This is a genomic window from Streptomyces sp. 3-6 (assembly GCF_056323165.1).
In genome coordinates, this window is record NZ_JBWHZP010000006.1 from 251,832 (window position 1) to 265,785 (window position 13,954).

13 protein-coding genes are annotated in these 13,954 nt (G+C 74.5%); 9 read left to right on the top strand and 4 right to left on the bottom strand.

The window, feature by feature from the left end:
* The first annotated feature begins 124 nt into the window (after positions 1-124).
* On the top strand, positions 125-895 hold the full coding sequence (locus AC02VZ_RS11520; protein WP_476475294.1) for a GAF and ANTAR domain-containing protein: 771 nt from the start codon (positions 125-127) through the stop codon (positions 893-895).
* Positions 896-985: 90 nt separating this feature from the next.
* Entirely contained in the window at positions 986-1,261 is a 276-nt protein-coding gene (locus AC02VZ_RS11525) for a hypothetical protein (RefSeq protein ID WP_432057636.1), read from the top strand.
* Between the two features lie 246 nt (positions 1,262-1,507).
* Here AC02VZ_RS11525 and AC02VZ_RS11530 read toward each other — a convergent pair whose 3' ends face one another.
* Positions 1,508-2,305: a hypothetical protein gene (locus AC02VZ_RS11530; RefSeq protein ID WP_476475295.1), complete on the bottom strand. Its 798-nt coding sequence runs from the start codon at positions 2,303-2,305 to the stop codon at positions 1,508-1,510.
* A 446-nt stretch (positions 2,306-2,751) separates the two neighbouring features.
* Between AC02VZ_RS11530 and AC02VZ_RS11535 the strand changes: the two genes are divergently transcribed.
* Positions 2,752-3,720 (top strand): nucleoside hydrolase, encoded by a 969-nt coding sequence (locus AC02VZ_RS11535; protein WP_432057649.1) that lies wholly within the window; start codon positions 2,752-2,754, stop codon positions 3,718-3,720.
* Between the two features lie 259 nt (positions 3,721-3,979).
* A complete protein-coding gene (locus tag AC02VZ_RS11540; protein ID WP_476475296.1) occupies positions 3,980-5,683 on the top strand; it encodes a glycoside hydrolase family 13 protein in 1,704 nt (567 codons plus the stop codon).
* Positions 5,684-5,948: 265 nt separating this feature from the next.
* Here AC02VZ_RS11540 and AC02VZ_RS11545 read toward each other — a convergent pair whose 3' ends face one another.
* A complete protein-coding gene (locus tag AC02VZ_RS11545; protein WP_432057633.1) occupies positions 5,949-6,317 on the bottom strand; it encodes a DUF6479 family protein in 369 nt (122 codons plus the stop codon).
* Positions 6,318-7,303: 986 nt separating this feature from the next.
* Here AC02VZ_RS11545 and AC02VZ_RS11550 point away from each other — a divergent pair.
* Together AC02VZ_RS11550 and AC02VZ_RS11555 are read left to right on the top strand one after the other, a co-directional pair.
* Positions 7,304-7,684, top strand: a complete 381-nt coding sequence (locus tag AC02VZ_RS11550) for a helix-turn-helix domain-containing protein (RefSeq protein WP_362094300.1) — start codon at positions 7,304-7,306, stop codon at positions 7,682-7,684.
* Between the two features lie 241 nt (positions 7,685-7,925).
* The gene (locus AC02VZ_RS11555; RefSeq protein ID WP_004985680.1) at positions 7,926-8,129 is read left to right on the top strand and encodes a cold-shock protein; all 204 of its coding nucleotides are present in this window, start codon (positions 7,926-7,928) and stop codon (positions 8,127-8,129) included.
* Between the two features lie 174 nt (positions 8,130-8,303).
* Here AC02VZ_RS11555 and AC02VZ_RS11560 read toward each other — a convergent pair whose 3' ends face one another.
* Complete coding sequence (locus tag AC02VZ_RS11560) at positions 8,304-8,630, bottom strand: antibiotic biosynthesis monooxygenase family protein (protein WP_432057632.1); 327 nt, start codon at positions 8,628-8,630, stop codon at positions 8,304-8,306.
* Positions 8,631-9,326: 696 nt separating this feature from the next.
* On the opposite strand from AC02VZ_RS11560, the gene AC02VZ_RS11565 reads away from it, so the two are divergent.
* Complete coding sequence (locus AC02VZ_RS11565) at positions 9,327-10,433, top strand: sugar ABC transporter substrate-binding protein (protein ID WP_432057648.1); 1,107 nt, start codon at positions 9,327-9,329, stop codon at positions 10,431-10,433.
* Between the two features lie 153 nt (positions 10,434-10,586).
* On the opposite strand, the gene AC02VZ_RS11570 is transcribed toward AC02VZ_RS11565, so the two are convergent.
* The gene (locus AC02VZ_RS11570) at positions 10,587-10,946 is read right to left on the bottom strand and encodes a hypothetical protein (RefSeq protein WP_432057631.1); all 360 of its coding nucleotides are present in this window, start codon (positions 10,944-10,946) and stop codon (positions 10,587-10,589) included.
* A gap of 226 nt (positions 10,947-11,172) precedes the next feature.
* Here AC02VZ_RS11570 and AC02VZ_RS11575 point away from each other — a divergent pair, with 226 nt between their 5' ends.
* Both AC02VZ_RS11575 and AC02VZ_RS11580 read left to right on the top strand, forming a co-directional pair.
* Complete coding sequence (locus AC02VZ_RS11575) at positions 11,173-12,120, top strand: RNA polymerase sigma-70 factor (protein ID WP_432057630.1); 948 nt, start codon at positions 11,173-11,175, stop codon at positions 12,118-12,120.
* A 127-nt stretch (positions 12,121-12,247) separates the two neighbouring features.
* The gene (locus tag AC02VZ_RS11580; RefSeq protein ID WP_476475297.1) at positions 12,248-13,513 is read left to right on the top strand and encodes an NAD(P)/FAD-dependent oxidoreductase; all 1,266 of its coding nucleotides are present in this window, start codon (positions 12,248-12,250) and stop codon (positions 13,511-13,513) included.
* The last annotated feature ends 441 nt before the right edge of the window (positions 13,514-13,954 follow it).

Below are 13,954 nucleotides of genomic sequence, written 5' to 3' on the forward strand. Positions count from 1 at the left end.
GTACGGGGCCGCCGGGTAGTCGGGCCTCGTTTCGGCTGAATCGGGCCCCTGCTGACGCAGGCCCCCGCTGATTCTCGCCCATGCTGATTCAGGCCCATCACGAGCCGAGGGAGGCGGTGCCGCCGTGCGGTCCGGGGACGACCCTGGTGGCGGCTCCCTGTCGGGCCGCCCCGGAGGGCCGGACCGCGGCGGGTACGAGCGGGCCGCCGAAGCCATCGCCGCGGGCGTGCACGGGGCCGGGCCCGAGGAGGTCCCGGGACGGCTGTGCGCCGTCGTCGTGGGCCTGCTGCCGGTGGACGGCGCCAGCGCGTCGCTGCGCACCGAGGACATGCCGGTCCCGCTCGGTGCCAGCAGCTCCCGGGCCGCGTACCTGGCCCAGCTCCAGGCCACCCTCGGGGACGGACCCTGCCAGTGGGTGCTGCGGACCGGGGAGCCGGTCCTCGCCGCCGACCTGGAGTCCGCCCGCAGCAGGAACCGCTGGCCGGTCTTCGCCCAGCAGGCCGTCGCGGCCGGGGTACGGGCCGTCCACGCCCTCCCCCTGGGCAGCGACCGGCTGTGCGTCGGCACCCTCGACCTGTACCGCGGCACCCCCGGCGCCCTCACGGACGGCCAGCTGCGCGTGGCACGGCTCGCCGCCGGGATGATCACGGTGGCGCTGATGGCGCTGCCGCACGGGGAGGAGGACGAGTACCGGGGCAGCGAACCGTGGCTCAGCGGCCTGGCCGCGGACCACGACACGATCCACCAGGCGGTCGGCATGATCATGGCGCAGCTGGGCGTCGGCGCCGCCGACGCCCTGGCCCGGCTGCGCGGGGACGCCTTCGTCCAGGGCCGCACCGCGCGCGACGTGGCCGGCGACGTGGTGGCCCACCGCCGCCGCTTCGACTCGCCCTGACGCGTCCTGCCCCGCCCTGCCCCGCGCTGACTCGCGCTGACCCGCCCTGAGGTGACGACGGCGCGCGTCCCGAGCCCTAGGGTTTCCGTCATGGACATACTCATCCCGTTCCTGGCCTGCGTGGTGATCATCGGCGCCGCGGGCATCCAGAGCCGTATCGCCCGCACCGAGCGCCGACTGGCCCGGGTGGAGCGCAAACTCGACCTGATGCTGGACCACTTCGGCCTGCAGCAGGAACTGCCGAGGCGGGACGAGATCACCGCGCTCCTGCGGGAGGGCAAGAAGATCCAGGCCGTCAAGGTCTACCGGGAGGCGACGGGAGCGGACCTGAGGGAGGCCAAGGAGGCCGTCGACCGCCTCGCCTGACGAGCCCACCCCGGCTCCGGGCCCGCCTCGGCTCTCGGCTTGGTTCCGCCCCCGGCCTCTCGGCCGGCGGCTCCGGCGGCTCGGGCTGCTCCGCCCGGCGGCTCCCCGGCCGGCCCGGAGCGCGGTCTCGCCCTTCCGTCCCGGCTCGCCTGCCGGTTCCGGGCCGGCCCGGTCAGCCCCGATGGCAGCCGCGGGCCCGGCGTCCCACCCGGAGGCGCCGCGAGCCCTGGTCCCGAGGCCCCGCCGTCACACCCGGAGGCGGCCCTGTCGGCGGATCTCCGTGAGCCGTTCCGTGCCCAGTTGGGCCACGGCCTGGGTGATCTCGGGCATCACCTCGCCGGGGCCGCCGTTGGTGAGGGTGATGGTCTCCTCGCCGACCCGTACGGCGGCGAGGTCCACGGTCAGGTAGGTCTCCTCGCCGTCCGGTGTCCCGCCGGCCAGGACGACCCGCAGCCCCGCCCGGGCGTCCCCCACCTCCGGCAGCGGCAGTTCCTCGACCCGCACCTCCTGGCGGCCCGCGCTCGCGGAGGTCGCCGTGAACCGCTCGCACCGCTGCGGGAGCGACACCAGCCAGGCGAGGGTGCGGTCCACCTCCGCGGACGCGTGCGCGGCCACCTGGTAGCGCAACTGCGCGTCGTGGTGGACGTCGTCGAGGGCCACCGCGGCGCGCGGGCCGGTCGGCTCGCCGAAGAGGTCCTCCGTGTACAGGACGTCGAGCAGCCGGCGGCAGTCCGGGTCCTGCGTCGTCGCCTTCAGCTGCCCGTCCCGCCAGGTCGCGGCACCCCGGGTCGGCGTCCACGGCTCCCCCAGGTCGGTCTCCGTGATCAGCGCGGCCCGTACCTGCTCCGCGGTGAGCACCGACGGTGCGGACGGACCGGTGGGGGTGGGCTGTTCGGCCGCCGGCGCGGCGGCCGAGGCCGGCGGGGAGGCGACGGCCCGGGGCGCGCTGTCCCCGCCCGCGGAACAGGCCGTCACCGTCAGCAGGGCGGTCGCCGACGCGGCGGCGACGAGAGCGGCACGGGCGGCGGCCGGGGCACAGGTCATCGGCTGTCTCCTGGGGGGACGGACTGTCCGGAGTCGGACACCTGCCCCTACGGCACCACCGCCCCGCCACCCCCACCAGCGCGAACGGTCCGTCCGGGTGAGCGCTCCCGGGCCGGGCACCGCGCCGCCCCGGCGGGCCCCGGGCCGGGCACCGCGCACGCCCGCTCACGGCACCCCGGCGGCGCCCGGTGGGGGCCCGGGCGCCCCGGCGGTGTCGGCCTACCCGTCCCCGTCCCCGCCTCCGTCCCCGTCCCCCGGGCACGGCCCCCGCGTAGGGTCGCGGACGGGACGCGGCACACCCCGCCCGGGTGCGCCCGCCCCCCATGCCAGGAACGGAAGGCCGCCGCGCGGGCACCGGACGGGGCGGGGAGCCGCCCGCACCTCCGGAGCACCGGCGCACGGTGAAAGGACCCGCAGTGACCCACGTCCCGCCGCCCACCCCGGTGATGATCGACTGCGACACGGGGGTGGACGACGCCCTCGCGCTGCTGTTCGCGGTACGGCACCCGGCGATCGACCTGCGCGCCGTGACCTGCGTGGCCGGGAACACCGACGTCGACGGCGTGGTCCGCAACACCCTGACCGTGCTGGAACAGGCGGGCGCCCCCGACGTCCCGGTCGCCCGCGGAGCCGAACGCCCGCTGATCGAGGCCCCCCGTTCGGCACGCCACGTCCACGGCCACGACGGCATGGGCGACCTCGGCCTGCCCGCGCCCCGCCGCACACCGGCCGAGGTGGACGCGGTGACCCTGCTGCGCCGCGAGATCCTCGCCTCGCCGCAGCCGGTCACCCTGGTGCCGACCGCCCCGCTGACCAACATCGCCCTCCTGCTGCGGACCCACCCGGAGGTCGTCCGCAACATCGAGCGGATCGTGTTCATGGGGGGTGCGGCGGGCAGCGGCAACGCCTCCCCGGTGGCCGAGTTCAACGTCTGGCACGACCCCGAGGCGGCGGCGGTCCTGCTCACCGCCGGGGTGCCGATCACCATGTACGGGCTGGACGTGTTCACCCGGGTCGTGGTCCCGGCGGCGGACGTACGACGGCTGCGCGCGAGCGCGGAGCCGGGCGCCCGGCTGGCCGGCGACCTGCTCGCCCACCGCCCCGCCACGCCCGGCAGCCGGCCCGACGACCCCGACGAGGACGCGGGCGGTCTCGGCGACGCGGGCGCGCTGTGCGCGGTGGCCGACCCGGCGGGGCTGACCACCCACCGGCTGCCCGTGGAGGTGTCGCTGGCCCCCGGGCCTTCCCGGGGGCAGACCATCGTGGACCGCCGCCCCCGCGTCGGCGAGGCGGAACTCCACGAGGGCACCCGCGAACAGGCCCTCGTCGATGTCGCCCTCGATGTCGACGTGGAGCGGTACGTGCGGCTGTACCTGGCGACGGTGGAGGGCGGCGGGACCGGAAACCGGCCTTAGGGACCTGCCCGGGGCGGCCGGGGGTGGCCGGGAGTGGCCGGGACGCGCGGTGATGAGGCCGACCACGGGTCGGGACGTGTGGGCGCCGGGGCGCCGGGGCGACGGAAAGCCGGGGGCATCGGGGCGTCGGAAAGCCAGGGCGTCGGGGTGCCGGGTGGGGTGGCGAGGAAATGTTTCCGCCCCGCCCGGACGTTCACATTCAGGACGTTGTGGACAGATGTCCCCCTGGTGCCCCGTACGCGACCCTGGAGGAGCCCGAGTGACCGACCGTTCCGACCTGCCCGACCCCACCGCGCCCCGGCCCGCCCGCGACGTCGCCCCCGACCTCTCCTCCCGCAGCCCCGACTGGTGGCGGCAGGCGGTCGTCTACCAGGTGTACCCGCGCAGCTTCGCCGACGCCGACGGCGACGGTCTGGGGGACCTGCGCGGCATCACCCAGCGCCTCGGCCACCTCGCCGCCCTGGGCGTGGACGCCCTCTGGATGAGCCCGTTCTACCCCTCCGAGCTGGCCGACGGCGGTTACGACGTCGCCGACCCGCGCGACGTCGACCCCCGTCTGGGCACCCTCGACGACTTCGACACGCTGGTCGCCGAGGCCCACCGGCTCGGCCTCAAGGTGATCGTCGACATCGTCCCCAACCACACCTCCCACCAACACGTCTGGTTCCAGGAGGCGCTGCGGTCCGGCCCCGGCTCGGCCGCCCGCGACCGGTACGTCTTCCGCGACGGCCGGGGGCAGAGCGGTGAGCTGCCGCCCACCGACTGGCAGTCCCTCTTCGGCGGCAGCGCCTGGCAGCGCGTCCCCGACGGGCAGTGGTACCTGCACCTGTTCGCCCCCGAACAGCCGGACCTCAACTGGGACAACCCGGAGGTCCGCGACGACGCCCTCACCACCCTGAAGTTCTGGGCCGACCGGGGCGTCGACGGGTTCCGGATCGACGTCGCACACGCCCTGGTCAAGGACCTGAGCGAGCCGCTGCGCGACCTCGGCGCGCCCGAGCTGAGCCGGGAGGAGGCCCTGCACCGGTTCGAGCCCGGCACGCACCCCTTCTTCGACCGCGACGAGGTGCACGAGATCTACCGCGACTGGCGCGCCCTCTTCGACACCTACTCCCCGCCCCGGGCGGCGGTCGCCGAGGCGTGGATCCCCGACCCCCGCCGTGCCCTGTACGCGCGCCCGGACGAACTCGGCCAGGCGTTCAACTTCGAGTACCTGCAGGCCCCGTGGGACGCGGACGCCCTGCGCCGGGTCATCACCGACTCGCTCGCGACGGCCGGCACGGTCGGTGCCTCGGCCACCTGGGTGCTCTCCAACCACGACGTGGTCCGCCACGCCTCCCGCCTCATGCTGCCGCCGGGCACGGACGAGAACGCCTGGCTGCTGTCGGGCGGCCACGCCCCCGCCGTCGACCCGGAGGCCGGACTGCGCCGGGCCCGCGCGGCCACCCAGCTGATGCTGGCGCTGCCCGGTTCCGCGTACGTCTACCAGGGCGAGGAACTCGGCCTGCCCGAGGTCGCCGACCTGCCCACCGAGGTCCTCCAGGACCCGGTCTGGGAACAGACGGGCCGGGTCCGCAAGGGCCGCGACGGATGCCGGGTGCCGCTGCCGTGGACCCGCACGGGCCCCTCGTTCGGCTTCGGCGCGTCGGGCTCCTGGCTGCCCCAGCCGCCCGGCTTCGCCGCGTACTCCGTCGAGGCCCAGGACGGGGACGAGGGCTCGACCCTGGAGTTCTACCGGACGGCCCTGCGCCTGCGCCGCAAGCTCGCCGTCGACGAGACCCTGACCTGGGCCGAGGACACCCCGCCCGGTGTCCTGCAGTTCGACCGGTCCGAGGGCTGGCGCTGCGTGACCAACCTGTCCGCCGACCCCGTCGACCTGCCGGCCGGGGACATCCTGCTGACCAGCGCTCCCCTGGTGGACGGCCGCCTGGGCCCGGACACCACCGCCTGGCTGAGCCGCTGAGCCGGAAGCTCTGAGCCGCTGGGCGCCGGACGGCTCAGGGCCTGCTCCACCGTGGCCCCGGTCGCCTGCACCCGCGGGGCGACCGGGGCCGGGCGCCGTCTTCGGCGGCACCGTTCCGCCGCTCGACGCGCACGGGCCCCACGGCCCGGCGGCGCGCCCGCCGCCGTCCGCTCCGGGTGGGCCGTACGGCCTCCGTGGCCGCCCGTCCGTCGTGAAGCGGTTCGTCGTGGGCGGTCCGTCGCCCCGTTCGAGGGCCCGTCGTCCGTCACACGTGTCCGGGGCCTCCGCTGCCGAAGCCGCCGCTGGACCCGGGACTCCAACGCCGTGGGGTCTGGTCCTTGCCCGTTCTCGTCGGGGAGCGGTGGAACTCGTGGGGCAGGATGCGCGCGCCGTCCTGGGAGCGGGGCACCTCGTCGGGCTCCCTCATCTCCCGCGTCTCACGGACCGCGCCGCCGTCCGGCAGCCTCGGCTGCTCCTCGGGACGCGGACGGTGCTCCTCCGTGTCCATGACTCGCATGCCGACCCGTACGGCCCAGATCAGCGCACCGGCCACGACCAGCCCGCCGATGAAGGCCGCGACCACGTTCAGTACGTCCTGGCCCGCGGCCAGGAACTCATACGTTGCCGTGCTCATGCTCCGAGTATGGACCCGAACAGGGGATAAAGCGCTCGGAAGCTCTGATATGCGGTTGAAGCGGGCGTACGGGGCGCGTCGGACCGGTCTCGTGCCTCCGTGCCCGTTCGGCCGCTCCGGCGGGCGGCCCGCCCGGGGCCGTGGCAGATTGCGGCCAGAGGGAGGCCGGGCCGGGCCGTCGCGTCCCCACGTGTGCAGCTCGGGGCCCGGCCCGGCCTTCCCCGCATGCGGTCTCGGGGGTGGCCCTGGGAGCGGCCACGGGTGGGACAGCCGGTGAGGGATCAGCGCCGAACCGCCGTCCGGCTCGGCGCTGCAATCACGGGACCGGGCCCCACTGGCCCGCCCGCACCGCGAGGCGCCTGGACGGTCCGCGAAGATCCGCCATCTCCCCCTCATGCTCATACGTCCTCATGGCTCCCCGCCTCTCCTCGGCGACGCCCGGGGAGGGCCGGGTCTCCCCCGCGCCGCCGCGCAGAGGCGGCCCCGGACGGGGTGGGCCCGTGGGCGGTCGGTTCGCGGCGGGGAGCGGGGTGACGGCGAGAGGCTCCCCGGAGAGCGAGGGGATCCGAGGACGGCACCCGGAGGGCGAGGGGATCCGAGGACGGCACCCGGAGGGCGAGGGGGCCGACGGCACCCGGAGTCCCGGCGGTGGCCGCAGCCGCCCCCGACCACGACCGCCGGCCACCACCGTCGACGCCCGACCACGACCGCCAACCACCCGGCCACCGCTCGCACGGACCTCCGGCCCGAGTGGCTGTTCCCCCGGCCGGAGCAGCCGTGTCCCCGGCCGGAGCAACGCGCGGCAACGGCCCCCGGGTCGCCGATCGGGCTCCTCGGTGGGCCGACCGACGCCGGCCGGGCCGCCCTCGGGGGTGACACCTGCCGTCGGCGGGACAGATTTTCCGGTCGGGTGACTAGAATTCCGGTGCGGGGAACCTGTCCCCGTGGTGGGCCGTGGTCTCTGAGCGGTCCGCAGGAAGGTGGGTATGCCCTCGGACAGTCAGCCGTACTCCGACGTGGATCTGTCGGACGCGGGTCGTCTTCCCGTCGCCGACCGGCTCGACGACGATCATTTTCCGGCCTACACCATGGGCAGGGCCGCCGAACTGGTCGGTGCCACCCCGGCGTTCCTGCGCACGCTGGGCGAGGCGGGACTGATCACCCCGACCAGGTCGGAGGGCGGACACCGGCGCTTCTCGCGGCACCAGCTGAAGCTGGCCGCCCGCGCCCGTGAGCTGGTCGACCGGGGTACGCCGGTCGACGCGGCCTGCCGCATCATCAGCCTGGAGGAGCAGCTGGAGGCGGCGGAGGAGGCCAACGCGCGGCTGCGGCGGACGGACGACAGGACCGTTCACGGCCGCTCCTGAAAACCTGCTTCCACCGGAACAGAATTATGGATCCCGTCAGGGCCATCTATTCTCTTAAACACATCCGGCGCAATTTTTTCCGGTGACGTATATCGCTTGCCGCCGAAATCCCGCGTGCTAGGCTGACGTCAGTTGCAGTTGTGGTTGCCAGTTTGCCACCGGTTCTCCGGGCAGGTGATCATCGCGACGATGAGGGAATTCGTAAAGTGCGTTTTCCCGGCACTGTCTCAGGAGATTTGATATGGCCACCGGTACGGTGAAGTGGTTCAACTCGGAAAAGGGCTTCGGCTTCATCGAGCAGGACGGCGGCGGCGCTGACGTCTTCGCCCACTACTCGAACATCGCCACCTCGGGCTTCCGCGAGCTCCAGGAAGGCCAGAAGGTGACCTTCGACGTCACCCAGGGCCAGAAGGGCCCGCAGGCGGAGAACATCGTTCCTGCCTGATCCGTGACGCGTACTCCGGTACGCACGCACGCAGGGTTTCGACAGGGGCCCGCACTTCGGTGCGGGCCCCTGTCGCGTTGTTCCCCGCACCCGTGAATGTCGCTCCCCGTACCCGTGAACGCGGCTCGTGGCGCGCGGGGTGCGCCGCGCGCCACGAGAGGGGGTTCAGCTCTTTCAGCTCTGCTTCGGGGCAGCCTGCTGGACCACCTCGAAGGACCAGAGCGCCGCGTCGGTGGCCGCCGGCTTCGGCCGTTCGGCGGGCGCCCCGTCGCCGCCGTGGGCGGCCTGGCCGCGCCCCTCCATCCAGCGCTGGAAGTCCTCCTCGGTGCGCCAGCGGGTGTAGACGAGATAGGTGTCGGTGCCCTCGACCGGACGCAGCAGTTCGAACCACTCGAAGCCGTCCGAGCTCTCGACCGCGCCGGCGCGCGCGGCGAACCGCTTCTCGAGGGTCTCCCGCTGGTCCTCCGGGACGGTGAGTACGTTGATCTTGACGATGCTCATGCCCCGATTGTCCCGCAGCACCGGACCCGGTTCACGGACGGGTCGTCCCGTGCCGTCCTCGACGGCACGGTCTCGGAGCCGGTAGAAGGTGCCCTGTCCGCCCTGCAGGCCGTTCCGCCGGGGGTGGGGCGCTGCCGTCGCCGTCCCCGTTGCCTCCGGGATCCGTGCCGCCCGGGTCCGGTGCGGTCGTGGCGCCCGGGCCCGGTCTGGTCGTGGCGCCGGAACCGCCGCCGTGCCGACCGGCGACGGGGGTGTCGCGTGCGGTTCTTGTGCTTTTCCTGCGCCCGTTCTCCGCATGCGATGAGGGAATGGCGTGGGGATGATTCCGGTAACTCGCCAGTAGCTCGCCGCTCTTGACCAACGGTCAATGGGGAACGGTGGTCGGGGGCCGAGAAAGGGCTCCCATGACCGGAAACTGGGGGTCTGCTCCCCGCAATTCGACGCCTGCCGACGGCTGTTGCAGGGCCGTTACAGTGCTTTCTTGACGCTGAACCGTCATTCCGCGTTGGCTTGCCACTCACCTGGTCGCCCCGTCCCCATTCCGCTCGGAAGGCACCTGCTGTGAACCCCCGTACGACCCGCGCCACCCGCGCCACCCTCGTCACCGGCACCACCACTCGCGTCACCGGCACCGTCAGCACCACTGGCGTCACCGGCACCGTCCGCCCCGCCCGCCGTACCGGACCCTTCGCGGCCGTGCGCCGTACCGTCCCGGTGGTGACGGCCGCTCTGTGCGCGCTGTCGCTGACCGCGTGCGGGGTCTTCGGGGCCGACGGCCCGGACGGGGACGACGCGCCCGCCCGGGACGGCGAGATGACCGTCGGCCTGCTGCTGCCGGACAAGGACACGGCCCGCTTCGAGAAGTTCGACCACCCCCTGATCGAGAAGCGGGTGTCCGAACTCACCGGCGGCAAGGGCGAGGTCGTGCACGCCAACGCGGAGGGGAGCTCCGCCCGGCAGAGCGAACAGTTCGGCAGGCTGATCGCCGACGAGGTCGACGTGATCCTGGTGAACGCGGTGGACGCCGAGGCGGTCGCGTCCGACGTGCGGAAGGCCGAGGAGGCGGGCATCCCCGTCATCGCCTACGACCGGCTCGCCCAGGGACCGGTCGACGCGTATGTCTCGCACGACAACGAACTCGTCGGCGAGGTGCAGGGGCGCGCCCTCGCGGAGGCCCTCGGGGCGGGCTCCGAGAAGCGCAAGGTCGTCATGATGCACGGTGCCCCCGCCGACCCGAACACGGCCCTGTTCAAGGAGGGCGCGCTCAGCGAGCTGGAGGGCGAGGTCGACATCGCCGCGCAGTACGACACCGAGAAATGGCTGCCGGAGGTCGCCGAGGCGAACATGAGCAAGGCGATCAGGAGCATCGGCGCCGAGAACATCGCCGGTGTCTACTCGGCCAACGACGGCATGGCCGGCGGCGTCATCGAGGCGCTCCGGAAGGCCGGGGTCTCCGAACTGCCCCCGGTGACGGGGCAGGACGCGGATCTCGCGGCGCTGCGCCGGATCGTCGCGGGCGAGCAGCACATGACGGTGTACAAGTCGTTCCGGCTGGAGGCGTACGGGGCCGCGGAGATGGCGGTGGCCCGCGTGCGGGAACGGGACATCGAGTTCGACGCGCTCGCCCGCGAGCGGGTGGACAGCCCCACCCACAAGAACATCCCGACGATGCTCGTGCCGGTCGTCGCCGTGACGAAGGACACCATCGAGGACACGGTGGTCCAGGACGGCGTCTACTCCGTCAAGGAGATCTGCACGGCCGCGTACGCCCAGGCCTGCGCCGCGGCCGGCCTGACAACGTGACGGGACCGTCGACGGCGGCGGTCCGGCCCACGGCGGCGGTCCGGCCCACGACAGCGGACCGGCCGACCGGGACGGACCGGATCGCCGGGGCGGACCGGCAGGCCGGGGCAGACCGGCCGACGGGGGCGCCGGGGTATCGCGCCCCCGCGCGGCTCACTCGTCGGAGTACCCGATGTCGCCGACGGTCCAGGCGCTGACGTCGGCGAGGGCGACGCGGTACATGCCGCCGGTGTCGGGGATGCCGTAGCTGCCCTGCAGGATGCGGGCGAGGTGGAAATGCAGGTGGGTGGGCGGGGTGTCCGGCTCACGGGCCTGGGTGAAGGGGACGGCGAAGTGGCTCAGCCGGTCGGAGTCCCGCAGGACCTCCGCCACGCGCGCCCGCCACAGGGCCTCGGGAGCCAGTCGTCCGGTGATCACGGCCCCGGAGACGACCACGGTGAGGGACATCTGGCTGTCCTGATCCGCTTCCACCATGGCAGCGATGCCGGCCAGCAGATCGTCAGGGTGCGACATGCTGAAGGACTGTAGCCGAGCCGGGCCGGTAGCGGGTACACGCGGTCGCCGGACGCGGTCGTCGGACGGGGCCGCCCGCCGGGGGCGCGGCCGGGGTGCCGGGCGCTTCCGACGGGCGGCGGGCGGCGGGCGATCGTGCCCGGCGGGTGCCCGGGGCCCGCGCCGGTGTCGCGTCCGGCCCGGTCGCCCCGGGGGTGCGCGGGCCGCCGGAGTTAGGATCCGGGGCATGAGCCTGACCGCACAGGACGTGCACCGGTTCGAGGCCGCCAGGCCCCGCCTGGAGGCCATCGCCTACCGCCTCCTGGGCTCGGCGAGCGAGGCCGAGGACGCCGTGCAGGAGACGTTCCTGCGCTGGCAGGCCGCCGAGACCGAACGGATCAGGGTCCCCGAGGCCTGGCTGACCAAGGTCCTCACCCGCCTCTGCCTCAACCAGCTCGCCTCGGCCCGCGCCCGCCGCGAGACCTACGTCGGCGCGTGGCTGCCCGAGCCGCTGCTGGCGGGGGACCCGATGCTCGGTCCCGCCGACACCGCCGAACAGCGCGACGCGGTCTCGTACGCGGTGCTCGTCCTGCTGGAGCGGCTCTCCCCGAACGAGCGGGCGGTGTACGTGCTGCGCGAGGCGTTCGACTACCCGCACCGCGAGATCGCCGCGATCCTCGACCTCAGCGAGAGCGCCAGCCAGCAGATCCTGCACCGGGCGAAGGAGCACGTCGCCGCGGGCAGGCGCCGTACGCCGGTCGACGAGGCGGCGGCCCGGCGGGTCCTCGACGAGTTCCTCGCCGCCGCCACCAGCGGCCGGACCGAGCCGCTGGTGCGGCTGCTCACCCAGGACGCCGTCGCGGTCGGCGACGGCGGCGGGAAGGTGCCCGCCCGGGCCAAGGCGTTCGAGGGCGCGCTCGCGGTGGCCAAGCTCGTCCGGGGCCTGTTCGTGCCCTCGCGGGCCAAGCGGGCCGTGGTCGGCGGCTCGCCCGCGCTGTACGCCACGACCGCCAACGGCGAACCGGCCCTCCTGGCGGTCCTCGACGGGCGGGTGATCGGCGTCATGTGCCTGGAGGTCACCTCCGAGGGGATCGCGGCCGTCCGCAGCCAGGTCAACCCCGACAAGCTGGAACGGGTGGCCCGGCAGTGGGCGGCCACCGACCACGGCGAGCCGCTGCTCGCCACCACCTTCTGACCCCGGCCCACGTCACCCGACGGACGCTGGCGTGTGACTTACATCACATGATGTTCCTGTCAGGGAACGGCTCCCCGCCCGGTTCAAGGAGCGAACCGACGAGTCCGCTCACGACAGGAGCAGGGAAATGCAGCACCGCATCGTCGTCCTCGGAGCCGGATACACCGGAACCAGCGCCGCCGGGCGCCTCGCGAGGCGACTGCACCGTGACGACGTCACCATCACCCTCGTCAACGCCGAGCCCGACTTCGTCGAGCGCGTCCGTCTGCACCAGCTCGCGGCCGGCCAGGATCTCCGGCCCCGGCCGCTGCGCGACATGCTCGCGGGCACCGGGGTCGTGCTGAAGCAGGCGCGGGTCACCGGCATCGACGTCGACCGCAGGACCGTCACCGTCGTCCCCACCGGGTCCGGGGCCGGGGCGGGGTCCGCCTCCCGGCCCGGGTCCGCCCCGGGGCCGGCGGACGGTGCCGGGCCCGAGGAGGAACTGGAGTACGACACCCTCGTCCACGCCCTCGGCAGCGGCTGGGACGACCGGGGCGTCCCCGGCGTCGCCGCGCACGCCCACGAGATCGCGAGCCGCCCGGGCGCCCGCCGGCTGCGCGACCGCCTGGCCCGGCTGGGGGCCGGGGGCACCGTGGTCGTCGTCGGGGGCGGCCTCACGGGGCTGGAGGCGGCGACCGAGATCGCCGAGGCCCGCCCGGACCTCGACGTCACCCTCGCCACCCGCGGCGCGCTCGGCGACTGGCTGTCCGACCGGGGCCGGGCGCACCTGCGGAAGGTGTTCGCCGGGCTCGGCATCACCGTCCACGAGCACGTGTCCGTCACGGCCGTGGGCCCCGACCACGTCACGACCGCCGACGGGACCACTCTCCCGGCCGCGGTCACCGTGTGGACCACCGGCTTCGCCGTCCACCCGATCGCCCGGGCCACCGCCCTGGAGGTCGGTGACACCGGTCAGATCGTCGTCGACGGCACCCTGCGCTCGGTCTCCCACCCGGACGTGTACGCCATCGGGGACTCCGCCCTGGTGAGGGGCCCCGGCGACAAGCCGCTGCGGATGTCGTGCGCCTCCGGGGTCCCCACCGCGTGGCAGGCCGCCGACGCGATCGCCGCCCGCCTGACCGGCGGCAAGCTGCCCCACGTGCCGATGCGCTACTTCAACCAGTGCATCTCGCTGGGCCGCAGGGAGGGGCTGATCCAGTACGTGACCGCCGACGACCGCGCCGTCCGCGCGGCCCTGACCGGGCGGCTCGCCGCCGTCTACAAGGAACTGGTCAACAGGGGAGCCGCCTGGGGCGTCGCCCACCCGCTGCTCGGCCTGCCGGCCCGGCGCCGCCGCGTGGTGCGGGACCCGGCACGCCCGCAGGACCCCGCCCTCCGCGAGGCGGCCTGAGGGCCGCCGCCCGGCGGGGCGGCCCGACGGCGGGGCGGGGCGGGAAGGCGGCGTGTACTCCCCAGGTCGTACACGTTCGCCGCCCCGGGCTCCTACGGTGGCGCCGTGAGCCGTTCTGCCTCCCGGACCTCCCGGTACCGCCTTGCACGCCGTCGCCGTGCAGGGGGGACCGGAGGCGGACCGGGAGGACCGCCGTGGTCGCCGGCGCCTGGTCTCCGGCGCGGTGCCGCCGGTCGCGGGCACGACGCTGCGCGACCGCAGGGGGCACCGCTGCTGGAGCGGCGGTCGCGGCGGTGGGGGCGGTGTTCGTGCTGCGGCGGCGCGACGCCTGACAGTGAGGATGTGACGTGGTGACGCCGCTGGTGGGTCTGACCCCTCGCCTGACTGACGTCTCGACTGTCCTGTTTGGGATTTGTCGGCCCACCGGGCGTCACCACGCAC